Source organism: Mycobacterium venezuelense (assembly GCF_054919535.1).
Genome location: NZ_JBONDW010000002.1, coordinates 95,629 through 110,634, shown reverse-complemented (window position 1 = coordinate 110,634; position 15,006 = coordinate 95,629). Strand labels below are relative to the sequence as shown.

The following is a 15,006-nucleotide window of genomic DNA, read 5'->3' as shown; positions in this document are numbered from 1 at the left end:
CGGCGAGATGACGACAACACTTGAGGCGCCGGAGGCGTCGGTACCGCAGGACGCGAAGCAGCCGGTACCGCTTTCGCCACTGTTGGTGCGGCTCGCCATCGCGCCGCTCTTGCTGGCGGCCTTCACCTCGACCATGGCGATCTTGAATCTCGCGGGGCCGGTTTCGTTCGGTGACTTCTTCGTCGGACTGTCGCTGCTGACCCTTCTGCCACTGGTGTTCATCGGCAAGCGGGGCTTCACCATTCCGGCCTGGATGTTCATTCCCGCCGTGGTCATTCCGATATGCGTGCTGGTGCGCCAGATCGATCCGCCGCCGTACTTTTGGCGAGTGTTGCGGCTGCAGGTGCAGCAGTACCACCCCGAGAGCTTCGGCAAGGCGATGCTGTGGCTCGCGGCGATCTACATCGTGCCGATCGCGGTCATCGCCGCCTCGAGGATCGAACCGAGAGTCGTGGAATGGGTGATGGGCGCTTATGCCGCCGGCGTCACGGTGTCCTGCGTCGTGGCCTTCACCGACCTCATCGGACTCACCCACGTGAGGACCGAACTCGACTATGCGGCAATCACTTACAGCTGGTCGGACCGCCGGTTCTCCGGACTGTCCGATCACCCCAACAATCTCGGCTACACCATTCTGATCTCGCTGCCGTTCCTGATCTACTTCTTGAGCAAGATGCGGCAGAAGTGGATACCCGGGCTCGCGCTCGTGATCATGGTGTGCGGACTACTTGCCACCGGATCCCGCAGCGCCCAGGGGCTTGCGCCGTTGTGCGTGCTGGCGGCAGCCATGTGCCTGCCGAACAGGCGGGCGGCGCTTCGCGTGGTGGCGACGGCGTTCGTGGGCATGGTGGGGGTGGGGACGGTCCTGCTCTTCACCGTCCTGGCCGACAAGCAGGCCGACATCCTGAGGTTCACCGGTGAAGGTGCCGGCGGTGCCGAACGCGCCAACGAGGCCCGGTTGACCCTGTTCCAGCAGGCGCTCAACGACTGGATGACCTATCCGATCTTCGGCGCCGGTATTCGCCACGTCACCGAGGCGCACAACATCACGCTGCAACTCCTGGCAGCCGGCGGTATCGTGCTGGCGGCCGGGATGATCGCGTACTTCGCCTATGTCTTCCGGGACTGTTGGCGGCTCATCAAGGGCGGCAACTATTACGCGCGATTCCTGTTCATCTCGATCGCAACCTGGTTGATCGCCGGCCAAGCGGGGACCTACCTGACCGGTCCCGAGATGTACTACACCGTGGGCTGTGTGGCCGCGCTCACCGTTGCAACCGTGCTCCGGCCGGTGGATGAGAACGCGGAGCTGACGGTGGTGCGAACATGACGCGCGCCGAGAAGGGTGAAAAGCCCGGCGAAACCGCACAAGTCAGCGAAGACACACCGCGGAAATCCGTGGTGTGGGGTTGGGTGGTGCTTGCGCTGATCGTGCTGTCGCTGCCGGTGCAGGCGGCGTGGTACATGTTCATGTCTTCCGAGCCGTACCCGGCACTGACGCAGCCGCCGTTCAAAACGGTTCCCGGCGCGGACGGCACGCTGTCCGGACGCACCGAAACCCTCACCGCGGTGCTCGCGGATGGGTCCTCGGTGCCGCTCGATGCCGATGAGCTCTTCTCCGACAGCTGGAATCAGGGCTCGTTCGTGATCGACGCGATCGCATCGCAACCCGAGCTCGACAGCCGGTCGCGTGCCATGCTGCGCGACGAGGTCAGCAGACATGTGCCTGCCGGTGCCGATCTCGCGTACCTGCGGGTGGTCACGCAGGAACGCGAGTACCGGCTGAGCGAGAACCGTGCGTACCCGATCTCGGCTGCCGAGACGACGGATATTCCGCTGGGGGACGTGGAATGAGGGTCACCAGGCGGCAATTCGACGCGTGGCTGACGGATTCGCCGGTCTCCGGGCGGGATCTGTCGCTGTTCCGGATCGTCTATGCGTTCTTCGTCCTGCTGACGATGTACCGGGCCGACTACGCGGCCAACCTTCCGCCCGCGGCCTTCGATCCACCGGTCGGCCCTTTCGCACTGCTCGGTGGCGCACCGTCGGCCGCGGTGATCTGGCTGATCCAGGCGGCGCTGTGCGTATCGCTGGCCACGCTCGCAATCGGTTGGCGCACACAGTTCTCGGCGCTGGCTGCCGGCATACTCCAAATCGTCCTGTACGGAATCGGCTACAGCTTCGGCAAGATCGACCACACGATCTTCCTGCCCTTCGTCGCGTTGCTACTGGCGTTCTCGGCGTGGGGTTCGAGTTATTCGGTCGATTCGCAACGGGGTAGCGCCGGCCTGGCCGGGAATTCGTGGGTGCCGCGCTGCCTCGCGGTCGCTCTGGGTGTCGGGATGCTCACGGCCGGACTGTCGAAGGTCCATGGCGGTTGGCTCGACTGGAGTTCGCAGGCCACGTACGGCTACGCCATCATCCGAGAGGATGTGCTCAACACCCCGCTGGACGGCTCCGCCATGTGGTGGCCGATCGATCACCCGGTCCTGTGGGAGTTGATGGACTACGCCACGATCGTGATGGAATGCGGTGTCATTCTTGCGGCCTTGAGCTGGCGGCTGTTCTACGTGGCGATTGCCGGCCTGTCGGTGTTCCATGTGCTGGCACGTGTCGTACTGGGAATTCTGTTTCCCTACAACCTCATGGTGTACGCCGCGTTCGTGCCGTGGTCGCGGTGGAGTGCGGTCCCGGTCGACCGACTCGACGCGCTCGCTGCGCGGCTTGCGTCGAACCTCTGGCTGCGGGTGGCGGTATGCACGGTGATCGCCGTCCTGGGATTGGCGCTCGTCGCGGTGCGACCGGAGTGGTTCGTGCGCACCCTCTATCTCATCGCGATTCTGATCGCCGGAGCCATCGGCCTCGGCTATCTGGTGAAACTGATCGTCAGAGCACGGCCGCGTCTCGTTCGACAATGATCGCCGACTTGGAGAGGGGGAGGGGATACCGCATCCCCGACCATTGATGGACGGTATGGAACTGAAACGGAAATTCTTTCCGGAAGCGAACATCGGCGGCTTCAGCCACATCGACGGCCCGGTGGCGATGTTCAATCAGGTTGCCGCCGTGCTGCGGCCGACCGACCGAGTGCTGGACTTCGGCGCCGGACGCGGTGAGCCCCTGTTGGACGATCCCGTGGACTACCGCCGCTCGATCAGCAATCTGCAGGGCAGATGTGCGCACGTCGAGGGTTGCGACATCGATGAATCCGTATTGCAGAACCCGTTTCTCGATCATGCCGAGGTGATCCGCACCGACGCTCCATTGCCATATGACAACGACAGCTTCGACGTCATCGTCGCCCGGTACGTGTTCGAGCACGTCGCCGACCCGCAGTGGCTGGGCCGGGAACTGCTGCGCGTCCTGAAACCGGGTGGACTGATCGCGGCGATCACACCGAACAAGTTCGGCTATATCGCGTTGGCTGCCCGCGCGGTGCCCAACCGATTGCATGTGCGCGCGCTGAATTCGATTCAGCCGGGCCGGAAAGCGCAGGACGTGTTCCCGACCTGTTATGGGCTGAACACGCCGAGTGCACTGCGCCGCGCCTTCGGTCCGAATGCCGAAGTGTTTGTCGCGCGCAGGTCGTCGGAGCCGGCCTATCACTTCGGGCACCCGTTCGTGTATCGAGTGACGAAGTGGTTCAACAAGCATCTTCCCGAAGCCCTGCAGCCACTGCTGTTGGTCTATGTGCGCAAGCGTGACATGAGTTAGAAAGGATGCGCCGGCATGGCGGGGCAGACTAAACGCATCAATTGGCTGGTCGTCTCAGGGCTGGGGCTGGCGGTGCTCGCGCTGCTGTGCGGACTGTTGTGGCTGTCCAGCCGAGACCAGATCAAACCGCCGCCGGCCGCGGCGATTTCGCTCGACCGGACGTTTGCCGTTCTCGGCGACTCGTATACCGAGGGCGCAGGCGCGGGCAGCTGGGACAACGGCTGGGTGACCCGCGTCAGCGACGATATGTGTTGGACCTTGGTCAAAGTGTCGGCACAAGGCGGCACCGGCTACGTGTCCGCGTCCCGGCAGACGCCCGGTTCTGCCGACTTTCCGCGTCGCGTCCAGAATGTCACCGCAGGCCGGCCCGAGATCGTGCTGGTGCAGGGCGGCCTGAACGACCTGGCTGCGGCATCCGAGAAGATCACGAGTGCAGCGGTCGCGACCTTCAATGACATCAAGGCCGGGATCGGCGGTGGCCAGATAATCGCGGTCGGTCCGGTGGTGACTCCGCGCACGGACCCGAACGAGGTCGCGCGGGTGTCTGCGGCGCTGGAAGAAGCTGCCCGCGTGACCGGTGTGCGCTACATCGACGCCGCCAAAGCTCAATGGGTTCACGACCCCAAGTTCTTCGTCGACGACGGCTATCACCTCAACCCGTCGGGCTATGAGGAATACGCGCGCCGTCTCATCGAAGAACTCAAACTCGCGGGCCTGCAACCGAGTTGTCGCTAGCGCGCGGGCACACTCGCGCCGGTAGGCGATCCCAGCAGGACGTCAAGTTCTTGCAGTGCCGGCTCAAGTGAATCCGCGGCAGCGGCGAACTGGGAGCGCATGCGGTCAACCTCGGCTTCGGAAACGTCGATCGGTTGCTCGTCGCCGGGACTGTGCAGCCAGACCGATTGCGGTTTGAGCAAGTCGTCGAGGGTGGCGTGCAGCTTGCTCTCGTCCACCTCGTCGGCGATGATCGGCACGGCACCGTAGCGCCCTCCGATCACCAGGGCGTGCAACCGGTTGCTGACAACGGCGACGCATCGTGAGTAGACGTCGACGACGGCTGACTCCTGGTCGAGGTGGCTGCGGTTGTCCGGCCAATCGACGTGGCCGATATCGCATGCGTCCGCCAGTTTCTGGTTGATTGCGCGATCTTGCCGCACCTGGGTGACCATGACCACCTCGAAGCCCTGGGCGCGTACGCGTTCGACGAAATCGACGACGAGTTCGGTGACCGGTGGACGGTCGTACCGAAGGGACAGCGCGACCAGCGTGCGGGGAGTATTCGCCGTCACGTCCGGCCGAGGTTGAGCCGCGATGTCGGCAAAACCCAAGTCCGGCTTGAATTGCGCGTTGGCGCCCATCAGTTCGGCAGTCTGCGGATCCCGAGCGAGATAGAGAGAGCTGATGCGGGCCGTCATCCGTTCGGCCATCACCGCCAGACGGCCGGAGCCCCGCAGCGCACGGCCCATCACGACCACCCGGTTACCGGACAGGCGCGTCAGCGCGAGCAGACAGGCGACACCGACTTGCTTGGCCAGATAGAAACCCGTGCGATCCAGGCGCGCCGGCGCCGGGGCCATGATGACCAATGCCTCGCGCCGTACGCAGGCACGCAGCAGCAGGGGCAGGAATCGGCGTGGAGAACCGGTGACCACCCAGGTATCGGGTAGATCGAACGCCCCGACGTAGCTTTCACCCATCGACCCTGTGTACGCGACGGCATGGTGACCGTTGGCTGCGATATGCCGGGTGATCGCGCGTCGGATGAACACGTCACCCAGATTCATTTCGGCTGCAGCGACGCTGATGAAGGCTGTTCTGCCCATTGTCTCCCCTGTTTACGCAAAATCGACCCGATGGTCACGGCCTGGATGGCCAGTTGAACGACGTATCCGCCGGCGAGCGCGAAGCCCGCACCCAGCGCGCCCCAGTGCGCGGCGGCGATGGCGATGGCGATCAAACTCAGCAGCGTCGAAGCTGTCGAGATGATCGTCACCGCGCGCAGGTATCCCCAGCCCTGCATGAGCGAATTGAACTGTGAGGTGATCGCCGCGAAGATCAGTCCGACGCAGACGACCTGGATCACGGGAGCCGCGGGGTCAAAGCTCGGCCCCAACACGAGCGGAACCAGTATGGGTAATGCGACGGCCAGGCCGATGTACATGACTGTGGTGATCGCGATCAGCCCGCCCACGGCCTTGAGCAAGGGCCGCGCGCCGCTCAGCTGTGCTTTCGCGGCGGCAGGGAAAAGCAATGTGGCAAACGAGGTCGGCACGATCCGCAGCGGGGTGGTCAGCCGGCTTGCTGCGGCGTAGTAACCGGCCGACTGGGCACTCGCCATGGCCGCCACGACTGTGACGTCGAAGTTCATGGCCTGCACGGCAAGCGAATTGAACCAGTAGTGGCGGCCGCCGACCAGCAGGCTCTTTGCTCGCACGGTCCGATCGGTGCGAACATCGTCGGTCACGATGCGGACGTGCCACCACGCCAGTAGCGAGAACAACGTCAGGCCGACGAGATAACTGGGAACCGGGTCGAGCCCGGCCGCGTGCGCGATCAGCAACACGATCAACGCGCCCAACCGCCGGAACACCAATGATGTTGCGTTGTGCCACAGTTTGCCGTCGGCGAGGGACACCCCGAGCCAGGCTTCGACCTGTTTCTCCGATGACATCCAGAGTGGCATCAGGCACAAGGCCATCACGGCCGGGATCTGAGTGCCAACGGCGACGAGCGCAACGGTTCCGACCGCGGTGCTGATGATGCTGATGTTGCGCCCGAGGCGCAGTGCTGCACCGATGCCGCCGTCCGACCGGTCGGACACCCGCAACTGGACGATGTACTTCGTCAGTCCGAGATCGGCAACGGTCTGCGTTACCAACGCGATTCCGTATGCGGCCGCGAAGAATCCGAACTCGGCTGGCCCGCTCCACCGGGCGACGAGAGTCAGGCTGGCAGCCTGAACCGCGGCTCCGGTCAGCCGGCCCGCCAGGATCCACGAATACTGTTGCTTAAGGCCGATCGAAGTGTCTCCTCACGGTGAATTCCGACATCGGCAGCCGTGTTTCGCCGATGAAACCGGAGAAAGGTTCCCCCATGCCCCCTGTGATATTGCACCATGCTTCTCGACCGGCTGCAGCCGTTGCCCGACGCTGCATTTTCAGCAACGTATTCGTGGCGTCCACGAGTTGCTTGTCCTGTGAAACCGCCTATTCCGCTGGCCTACAGCGAATCTGAGCGGCGTGGCCGAAACAGCCGTAATCCGAAGCGTCTCTGCGTGGGCGAGATGACTGAAACATGTGCCCCTACACTGGGTCCGTGCGTGTTGCGGCGAATCCGGCGAGAAGCCGCCGGCGTCGCGCGGTGCGTGCCGGCATTGTGATCGTGGTGTTGCTGGTGGTCGTGACGACGTTGTACGCCAGTTGCTTTCGTCCGGCCGGCCGTGCGGCGATGGCGGAGGGAAACACGATCCTCTCGGCGGATCTGAGCGGCAGGGGGCCGGGGAGTCTTCTCAGCGCGGAATCCATGCCGAATCTCATCAGCGCGATCGACGACACCGGTGCGCAGACCGCGCGGATCTCCTACCGTTCCAGCGACGGTGACACGCGAACGGAGACGGTGGTATCCGGCACCGTGTTCGTGCCGGGCGGTCAACCGCCCGCGGCGGGCTGGCCCGTGGTGGCTTATGGCCACGGAGCCACCGGCGTCGACGCGTCGTGCGCCCCGTCCTCGTACAACGATCTGCTGGGGCAATGGGCACCGGTTGTCGAGTTGCTCGATCGTGGCTATGCCGTTGCGTTTCCCGATTACCAGGGGCTCGGTGCGCAAGGTGTTCACCCGTTCACCGATGCGCGGACCGCGGGGCTGAACATGATCGATGCCGTGCGCGCCCTGCGCGCCACATTCCCGGGTGTCTCGAAGCGCTGGGCGGCCTACGGCGGCTCGCTGGGCGGCGGCGCGGCATGGGCCGCCAACGAACAGGCCGCCGAGTATGCGCCGGAACTCGACTTCGTTGGCAGCGTTGCTATTTCGCCTGCCGCTGACGTCACCGGAGTGGTTGCCAAAGCCACGGACGGCGGACTGAGCCTCGAACAGGCCGGCGTGCTCCAGTGGCTTCTGGTGTCGTTGAACCGACTCCATCCCGATTTGAACCTCGACGATTTCCGGCGTGGCACGGCCACCGCATCCTGGATGTCGTTGTCGGAGTGTTCGTTCTCGGCGGAACGTTCCGACGCGCTGGACGGATTGAACCCGGACGACCTGGCCCCACAAACCCCGGCAGCTGCCGCCCAGCTACGCGAACTGTTGCAGCGCTGGGCATTGCCACAACGGCCACTGAGTGGGCCACTTTCGGTGGTATACGGCGACAACGACGCCTATCTGGACCACGAATGGACCACGCAAGCAGTCCAGCGCGCATGCGCATCGGGCGGTATCGTGAATTCGCGCTTGGAAAGCGGCAAGGGACATCTCGATGTGGATACCGCAGACCAGGCGCAATGGCTCGAAGACCGTTTCGCGGGGAAGGCGGTCTCGCGTGATTGCTGAGAATTCGGCCGCGCTGCAGCGGTGGGGGATATGGCGGTTGAATTACATGTCAACGATTTCGGATCTCTGATGCGACGCAAAGTGTTTCTCGTCGGCGGCGCACTCTTGGCGGCGATTCTGGTCGTATCCGGCGTCAGTGGAGCGTTCCTGTACAGCAATGCACGCGAGGACCAGCTGCGAAAGGCCGATGCCGTGATCGTGCTCGGCGGTGAACACGACGGTCGAGAGGACTATGGATTGAGCCTTGTCCGCGACGGCGCTGCCCCCGTGCTGGTGCTCTCGGACCCCTATCCCGCTTCCGACCGGATCATGCGGCGGGTCTGCCAGGAGACGGTCACCAATGTCGAGATCCTCTGCCTGAAGCCGGAACTCTTGACGACGCGCGGCGAAGCGATCTTGACCCACCAGCTCGCACAGGAGCGCGGTTGGAAGTCGGTGATAGTGGTCAGCTGGCGCTACCACCTTCCGCGCGCACGCCGAATTTTCGAGCAGTGCTTTTCGCCGGATCCAGGCGCGCTCGTCATGCGCGCCGTGCCAAGGGACTATGACTTCTCCATTGCGGAGTGGCAGTTCACGTACCTCTACCAGAACATCAGCACGGTCAAGAATGCGCTTCAGCCCGAATGTGCCGGGGAGCAGTGATGGCCGGATTACGGCGTGGCTCAAACGATGTCACCGCTCTCATCGTCGGTGGCGGGCTGGGTGCAGCGCTAAGATTTCAGGTACACGAACTGTGGTCGACACCGGTGGCGCTGGTCACCGCAACCGTTGGCTGCATTCTGGCAGGTTTCGGAGTGCTGGGTTATGCGCTGGCATCATCCGTGGGCGGCGTCGTCCGCGCGTTTCTGGCCGGGCTGGCCGGCGCGCTGGCGAGCATCAGCGGCTACATCGCAATCGGCATCGGCGAAGCTCCCTGGACAATGGGGGCAGTGATCGTCGCCGCACCGGCCGCGGTGATCGGCGGGCTGTGGGCCGGTGCCTCGCTTGGCGTTGCGCTCGGCGTACGGCGTCGCGAGCCGGTAGGGGGGCGGGAACGATGAATGTCGCGTTCGCCGCTCTGGGCGGTGCGATCGGTGCGGGCATCGCGCTGGTGTGGTTTGCACGCGGGCAATCGCTGTTCTTCGTGGTGGCCAGCACGAGTTTGGTCTGTGCATTGATCGGTGGATTCACCGCCGCCGTGCCTCGGCCCACGGGCGGGTTGGCCGTACTGATCGGCTACGGACTTCTGGTCACGTTGGCAACGCCGCTGGCGGCTCTCGTCCCGTTGCCGACCCTGCAGGACCACGCCGAGGTACGGACATTGATCCGCCGGACAACCCGGTCACTGACTGCGATAACAGTGTTCGGCGCCACGTTCGCGCTCGCGGGCAACCTGATGGTTCAGGCGGTGCTGCACGTGTTCATCAGAGCCGTATACGGATGAACCAGGATTACGGGGGAGGAATCGAAACATGGAATCTGACCGCACACGGGGCATCCGGCGATGACTGAGCTCAGAGAGCGCAGCACCCGATTCGCCCTTGGTGAATTCACCGGTGCCGGTTACGACATCGGCCGGCCGGTCGCCATCCAGGTCCTGTGGCTGCTGGTTTCGCGCAGCTTCCTGATGGCATGGTGGTGCCCGATCCGAGTGCGATCGGCCATCCTTCGCATGTTCGGCGCGAAAATCGGTCGAGGCACCCGTATTCGGCATGACGTCAAGATCCACTGGCCGTGGAAACTTGAGATCGGTTCCGATACCTGGGTCGGGGAGGGAGCATGGATCCTCAATCTCGAGACCGTGACGATCGGGTCGAACACGTGCATCTCTCAGGACGCATTACTCTGCACCGGCAGCCATGACCGGCGCAGCCCGAGCTTCGAATTCGACAACGCCCCCATAACGATCGGCGATGGCGTGTGGATCGCGGCCCGCGCAACGGTGCTGCGGGGCGTCACCGTCGCCGACGATGCGACGATCGGGGCGACCGCCCTCGTCACGAGCGATGTCCCACCAGGGGCGACGATACTGGCGCCTCGCGCGCGGAACGGTGAACGGCCTTGAGAATAACCATCATCGGGATCAACTACGCGCCCGAGGTCACCGGTATCGCTCCGTACACCACGGGGCTCGCCGAGGGCCTCGCCGCCCGCGGCCACGACATCACGGTGGTCACCGGGCTTCCGCACTACCCGGAATGGCGAATCGCCGACGCGTACGCGAACGCACCACGTTCCTCGGTCGAGGTGATCAACGGCGTGACGATCCGCAGAGTGCGCCACGTCATGCCCGAGACGCCCAGCACGAAGGGGCGGGTGCGCATGGAGGCCAGCTTTGCGCTGGCCGCGGCGCGGAGCGGATGGAACCGTCCAGACGTGGTCCTCACGGTCAGCCCGCCGTTGCTGGCCTCGTGCGCCGTCGTGGGCCGAGCCCGGGCACAACGCATCCCGGTGGGTGTCGTCGTACAGGACCTGTACGGCAAGGGTGTCGTCGAGACCAGCGCGATGGGCGGTCGGGGCGCAGCCGCGACCACCAAACTCGAGGTCGGCATGCTGAGCCACGCCACCGGTGTCTCGGTGATCCACGATCGATTCGCCGATGTCCTCAGCGAACTGGGCGTGGACCGCCACCGGATCACCGTCGTGCGGAACTGGACTCACATCGACATCCCCACCGAAGATTCCGACTCAACCCGGGATGTGCGGGCGAAGTACGGCTGGAATCCCGACGAGGTCGTGGTGGTCCACGCCGGCAACATGGGCGCCAAGCAGGGACTCGAGAACGTCGTCGCGGCAGCCAAACTCGTCGATCGATCGGATGCTCCGCTCCGGTTCGTGTTACTCGGTGACGGCAATCAGCGCAAGAAGCTCGAAGAAGCCGCCGTCGGCGCGAAGAGCCTGCAGTTCATCAGGCCGGTGCCCGCAGACGAGTTCACCAAGGTGCTCAAGGCCGCCGATGTGTTGTTGGTGAACGAGAAGCCGGATGTCGCGGACATGGCGGTGCCGAGCAAGCTCACGTCCTACTTCGTATCCGGACGGCCCGTCGTGGCGGCGACTTCGGACGGTAGTGCGACGGCCTACGAGGTGCGGTCGTCGGGCGCCGGCGTGATCGTCCCCGCTGACGATCCCGAGACATTGGTGTCGGCCGCACATCGGATCGGCGCCGACAAAGCGGCCGGACTGCAGATGGGGCAGTCCGGCCAGCGCTATGCCAAAGATGTTCTCGATGAGTCGTCGGCCATCGACCGTTACGAACGGTGGTGCTCAGACCTGGTCGCGCGCAGCCGATAGGCCGTCAGCGGCTGCGCGTCGCCTCGGTTTCGAGGAACCAGGCGTACATCTTCTTGAGACCGGCTTCGATGCTGTGCGTCGGGCGCCACCCGAGCGCGGTCAGCTTTGTGTTGTCCATGATCTTGCGCGGGGTTCCGTCGGGCCGGGTCGTGTCGAACTCGACGTCGCCGTCGAAGGACACGATCGACTTCATGAGCAACGCCAGATCGCGAATCGAAATTTCTTCGCCCGAACCGACATTGATCATGTCGCCGGAGAAATCGGAGCGGAGCAGGAAGACACAGGCATCGGCGAGGTCGTCGGCGTCGATCAGCTCACGCAGCGGCGACCCCGTGCCCCACACCACGACCTTGTCCGCACCGGCGAGTTTGGCGGCGTGGAAACGGGCCATCATGCCGGCCACGACGTGCGAATGCTCGGGGTGGAAGTTGTCGCCGACGCCATACACGTTCGACGGCATCACCGTGAATGCGTCGAAACCATACTGGGCTCGGTACGCGTCGCACATCGTCTTGCCCGCGATCTTCGCTACGGCGTAGGGCAGGTTGGTCTGCTCCAGCGGCCCGGTCAGCAGCGCCTCCTCCACGATGGGCTGCTCGGCGTGCTTGGGATAGATGCAACTGGATCCGAGGAACAGCAACTTGCGGGCACCGTACCGGTACGCGGCGTCGATCACGTTCGTCTGGATCTTGAGGTTTTCCCGAATGAAATCGCCGCCCTGCGTGGAATTCGCCACGATCCCGCCCACCTTCGCGGCGGCCAGGACGACGAAATCCGGCCGCTCCGCGGCGAAGAACCGTTCCACCGCAGCCGGGTCATCGAGCGGCAGGTCGTGATGCGTGCGGGTGATGACGTTCGAGTAGCCTTCGTCGAGCAGGCGGCGATGGATCGCCGAGCCGACCATCCCGCGATGACCGGCGACATAGATTCGTGAATCGGTATCCATCAGGCCCTCACATCAGTTCGTTGCCGGCAACGTCGTTTCGGTGCGCGACGTACCACTGGGTGGTCAACTCGAGGCCACGGCTGAGCGGGGTCTGGGGCTCGTAGCCCAGCGACCGCATCTTGCTGATATCCGGGCATCTGCGTGGGGTACCGCCCTCGGCCGCCTCACCCACCCGGATGTCCAGTTCGAGCCCGAGCTGCTTGCCGATTCGCTCGGCCACATCACGGATCGTGACTTCTTCGTCGTTGCCGATGTGATAGATCTGGCGGTGCCCGCCGTTCTCGTACATCGTGAGTACGCCGCTGACGATGTCATCGACGTAGCAGAAGGCCCGCGTTTCCGTGCCATCCCCCTGAATCTCGAACGGCACGGCACCATCGGGGTTTTCGCTGCCGTTTCGGAGCGCCCGGAGAATGAACTGCGGCACCACATGCTTGAAACCCATGTCGGGTCCGTACACGTTGTGCGGCCGGAACACCTGCACCTGCCGGTAGTGCTCTTGCGCGTAGTTGAAGGCAATCAGCTCACTGACGATCTTGGACCCCCCGTACGAGTAGCGGGGATTGAGACTGTCCGGCAACGTCAATGCGACATTCTCGGGTGTCGGCACTGTCGCGGGTGTCTGGTAGACCTCGGCACTGGATGCCACGACCAAGTCGGGAACGCCCGCGGTACGGCCGGCGTTGACCACCGCCAGCGCGCCGCGCAGGCCGACGTCGAGCACCAACTCCGGGCGCTTGTAGAAGTTCTCGGTTCCGTTGATCGCCGCGAGATGCATGATCACGTCGGCGCCGGCGAAAGCCGTCGACAGTGCTTGCTCATCGCGCACGTCGATGCTGAACAGCTCGACGTCGTCGGCGACCTCGGCGAACCGGCTGGCGTCACCACGCACCATGGTGTCGACCACGGCGACGTCCCAGCCGTCGCGGACGAGCCGCTTCACCAGGTAGGCGCCGATGAAACCACCGCCGCCGGTAACCACTACGCGCTTAGGCATCGACCGGCACCAATCCACTCTTTCCCACCGCGAAATAGGAATCACCCAGCTCGGCCGACGGCAGATGACTGAAGTGGTTCCAGTAGTCGAAGACGAACCCGTTGGGTGTGATGAACTCGCCGATCGTCCGCGGCGAGATCGTTCCCAGCGCAGGATGGTTGTTGGCGATCACCACGACCGATGCGCCACTCACCGCATCCCCGATCCGGCCGCAGGTGTTGACGTCCGGGAACGCGCTCGCGAGGTCCGTCGGTTCGATGACCGGGTCGTAGACACTGATCTCGGCGTCCGGATGCCCTTTCTTCAGGGCATCCAGCACCTTGACCGACATCGATCCGCGGAGGTCGTCGGTGGCGGGCACACCCTTGAACGCCATGCCCAGGATCGAGATCTTCAGCGGCGAAGGCAGATTCCGGCGCTCGACTTCACTACTGATGAAGGCGACGGTCTCATACGGCTGTCGCTCGTTGACGAGCCGGCTCGCCGACGTGATCTCCAGATCGATGCCCCGCCCCTTGGCGCTCTGCATCAGGATGTGCGGGTCCTTCTCCAGGCACGGTCCGCCGACCAGGCCGGGTAGCGGGACGTTGGTGCGGGAGTAGCCGAGCTTTCCCGACGAAATCACCTCGTGCGCATTGACATTGAAGGCGTCGCAGACACGTGCGACCTCGTTGGCGAAGGCGAAGTGCACATCGCGATACGTGTTGTCGACGAGCTTGACGATCTCGGCGCTCTCCGGGCTGGAGACCTGGACGATCGAGCTCGTGAGCCGGCGGAACACCGCGGCCGCGCGGTCGGCGACCGCCGGATCGTCCGCACCGATGATCTGCGGCAGCTCCCGGAGTTCCTGCAGTGCCCGGCCTTCCAGGGTCCGCTCCGGGCACATCGCGATGTCGAACCGCTTGCCGGATTGGGCCAGGATCGGTGAGACGACGTCACGGGTGGTCCCGACCTTCACCGTCGACCGCAGGATCACCAGCGCGCCGTCAGGCATGTTCTCGGCGACCTCGCGCGATGCGGCTTCGATCATGTCGAGGCGTGCGACACCGTCGGTCGAGAGCGGTGTGCCGACGGTGATGATGTAGGTGTCACACGACGTGTTGTGGTCGAACTGCTGCATGGCCACCAGTCGTCCCGATTTTGTCACCCGTGAAAGTGCCTCCGGGAGACCGGATTCGGAGAAATGTGGCACTCCGTCGTTCGTCAGGTCGACGACCTCGGCCCGCCGTTCGACACCGACCACCTTGGTACCCGCCTCGGCCAGGACGGTGCCGAGTGTCAGCCCGACATAGCCGAGACCGACAATGCCGATGTCGAATGTCGCGTCGCCTGTTTTGATGCGCTCAACCACCCCGGGTCCCCTCCCTGAGTCCAGAATGCGGCAGTGAAGATCTCATCCACGTCGTTGGGGCCGCTGTTCTAGCGGACATCTTGTCGGAAATTCAGCCGCTCTTCCACCGCTGCACGGCGCCGGACGCGCCGTATCAGCGCCTCCGAGGTTCCCGCCGCCGACCGCGAATTTGTCGCTATACGA

General features: G+C 64.4%; 16 protein-coding genes. 11 read left to right on the top strand and 5 right to left on the bottom strand.

Annotated elements, in window-relative coordinates; translation table 11 throughout:
• Nucleotides 1-7: 7 nt before the first annotated feature.
• The 5 genes from ACRCUN_RS03175 to ACRCUN_RS03155 are packed head-to-tail and all read left to right on the top strand — an operon-like array spanning nucleotide 8 to nucleotide 4,449.
• Nucleotides 8-1,330, top strand: a complete 1,323-nt coding sequence (locus ACRCUN_RS03175) for an O-antigen ligase family protein (protein WP_462140215.1) — start codon at nucleotides 8-10, stop codon at nucleotides 1,328-1,330.
• A complete protein-coding gene (locus tag ACRCUN_RS03170) occupies nucleotides 1,327-1,854 on the top strand; it encodes a hypothetical protein (RefSeq protein WP_462140214.1) in 528 nt (175 codons plus the stop codon). Before ACRCUN_RS03175 ends, ACRCUN_RS03170 begins: the two co-directional genes overlap by 4 nt.
• Nucleotides 1,851-2,918: an HTTM domain-containing protein gene (locus ACRCUN_RS03165; protein WP_462140213.1), complete on the top strand. Its 1,068-nt coding sequence runs from the start codon at nucleotides 1,851-1,853 to the stop codon at nucleotides 2,916-2,918. The genes ACRCUN_RS03170 and ACRCUN_RS03165 overlap by 4 nt, the downstream gene beginning before the upstream one ends.
• A 55-nt stretch (nucleotides 2,919-2,973) precedes the next feature.
• Nucleotides 2,974-3,714, top strand: a complete 741-nt coding sequence (locus tag ACRCUN_RS03160; RefSeq protein WP_462140212.1) for a class I SAM-dependent methyltransferase — start codon at nucleotides 2,974-2,976, stop codon at nucleotides 3,712-3,714.
• Between the two features lie 15 nt (nucleotides 3,715-3,729).
• A complete protein-coding gene (locus ACRCUN_RS03155; RefSeq protein WP_462140211.1) occupies nucleotides 3,730-4,449 on the top strand; it encodes an SGNH/GDSL hydrolase family protein in 720 nt (239 codons plus the stop codon).
• On the opposite strand, the gene ACRCUN_RS03150 is transcribed toward ACRCUN_RS03155, so the two are convergent.
• Both ACRCUN_RS03150 and ACRCUN_RS03145 read right to left on the bottom strand, forming a co-directional pair.
• On the bottom strand, nucleotides 4,446-5,498 hold the full coding sequence (locus ACRCUN_RS03150; protein WP_462140210.1) for a polysaccharide pyruvyl transferase family protein: 1,053 nt from the start codon (nucleotides 5,496-5,498) through the stop codon (nucleotides 4,446-4,448). The genes ACRCUN_RS03155 and ACRCUN_RS03150 overlap by 4 nt on opposite strands.
• The gene (locus tag ACRCUN_RS03145; RefSeq protein ID WP_462140209.1) at nucleotides 5,495-6,592 is read right to left on the bottom strand and encodes a lipopolysaccharide biosynthesis protein; all 1,098 of its coding nucleotides are present in this window, start codon (nucleotides 6,590-6,592) and stop codon (nucleotides 5,495-5,497) included. Before ACRCUN_RS03145 ends, ACRCUN_RS03150 begins: the two co-directional genes overlap by 4 nt.
• 437 nt (nucleotides 6,593-7,029) lie before the next feature.
• On the opposite strand from ACRCUN_RS03145, the gene ACRCUN_RS03140 reads away from it, so the two are divergent.
• The 6 genes from ACRCUN_RS03140 (at nucleotide 7,030) to ACRCUN_RS03115 (ending at nucleotide 11,529) form a co-directional block, all read left to right on the top strand.
• On the top strand, nucleotides 7,030-8,259 hold the full coding sequence (locus tag ACRCUN_RS03140; RefSeq protein WP_462140208.1) for a lipase family protein: 1,230 nt from the start codon (nucleotides 7,030-7,032) through the stop codon (nucleotides 8,257-8,259).
• Between the two features lie 69 nt (nucleotides 8,260-8,328).
• On the top strand, nucleotides 8,329-8,901 hold the full coding sequence (locus tag ACRCUN_RS03135; protein WP_462140207.1) for a YdcF family protein: 573 nt from the start codon (nucleotides 8,329-8,331) through the stop codon (nucleotides 8,899-8,901).
• Nucleotides 8,901-9,299 carry a hypothetical protein gene (locus ACRCUN_RS03130; protein WP_462140206.1) on the top strand — a complete coding sequence of 133 codons (399 nt, stop codon included), beginning with the start codon at nucleotides 8,901-8,903 and terminating at the stop codon, nucleotides 9,297-9,299. Before ACRCUN_RS03135 ends, ACRCUN_RS03130 begins: the two co-directional genes overlap by 1 nt.
• Complete coding sequence (locus ACRCUN_RS03125) at nucleotides 9,296-9,682, top strand: hypothetical protein (RefSeq protein ID WP_462140205.1); 387 nt, start codon at nucleotides 9,296-9,298, stop codon at nucleotides 9,680-9,682. Before ACRCUN_RS03130 ends, ACRCUN_RS03125 begins: the two co-directional genes overlap by 4 nt.
• Nucleotides 9,683-9,742: 60 nt before the next feature.
• Nucleotides 9,743-10,303: an LbetaH domain-containing protein gene (locus ACRCUN_RS03120; protein ID WP_462140204.1), complete on the top strand. Its 561-nt coding sequence runs from the start codon at nucleotides 9,743-9,745 to the stop codon at nucleotides 10,301-10,303.
• Nucleotides 10,300-11,529, top strand: a complete 1,230-nt coding sequence (locus tag ACRCUN_RS03115) for a glycosyltransferase family 4 protein (protein WP_462140203.1) — start codon at nucleotides 10,300-10,302, stop codon at nucleotides 11,527-11,529. Before ACRCUN_RS03120 ends, ACRCUN_RS03115 begins: the two co-directional genes overlap by 4 nt.
• 4 nt (nucleotides 11,530-11,533) lie before the next feature.
• Here ACRCUN_RS03115 and ACRCUN_RS03110 read toward each other — a convergent pair whose 3' ends face one another.
• From ACRCUN_RS03110 to ACRCUN_RS03100, 3 genes are read right to left on the bottom strand one after another with little or no spacing between them, the layout of a single operon-like run.
• Entirely contained in the window at nucleotides 11,534-12,475 is a 942-nt protein-coding gene (locus ACRCUN_RS03110; protein WP_462140202.1) for an NAD-dependent epimerase/dehydratase family protein, read from the bottom strand.
• Nucleotides 12,476-12,482: 7 nt separating this feature from the next.
• Complete coding sequence (locus ACRCUN_RS03105; RefSeq protein WP_462140201.1) at nucleotides 12,483-13,472, bottom strand: NAD-dependent epimerase/dehydratase family protein; 990 nt, start codon at nucleotides 13,470-13,472, stop codon at nucleotides 12,483-12,485.
• Entirely contained in the window at nucleotides 13,465-14,823 is a 1,359-nt protein-coding gene (locus ACRCUN_RS03100; RefSeq protein WP_462140200.1) for a nucleotide sugar dehydrogenase, read from the bottom strand. Before ACRCUN_RS03100 ends, ACRCUN_RS03105 begins: the two co-directional genes overlap by 8 nt.
• Between the last annotated feature and the right edge of the window lie 183 nt (nucleotides 14,824-15,006).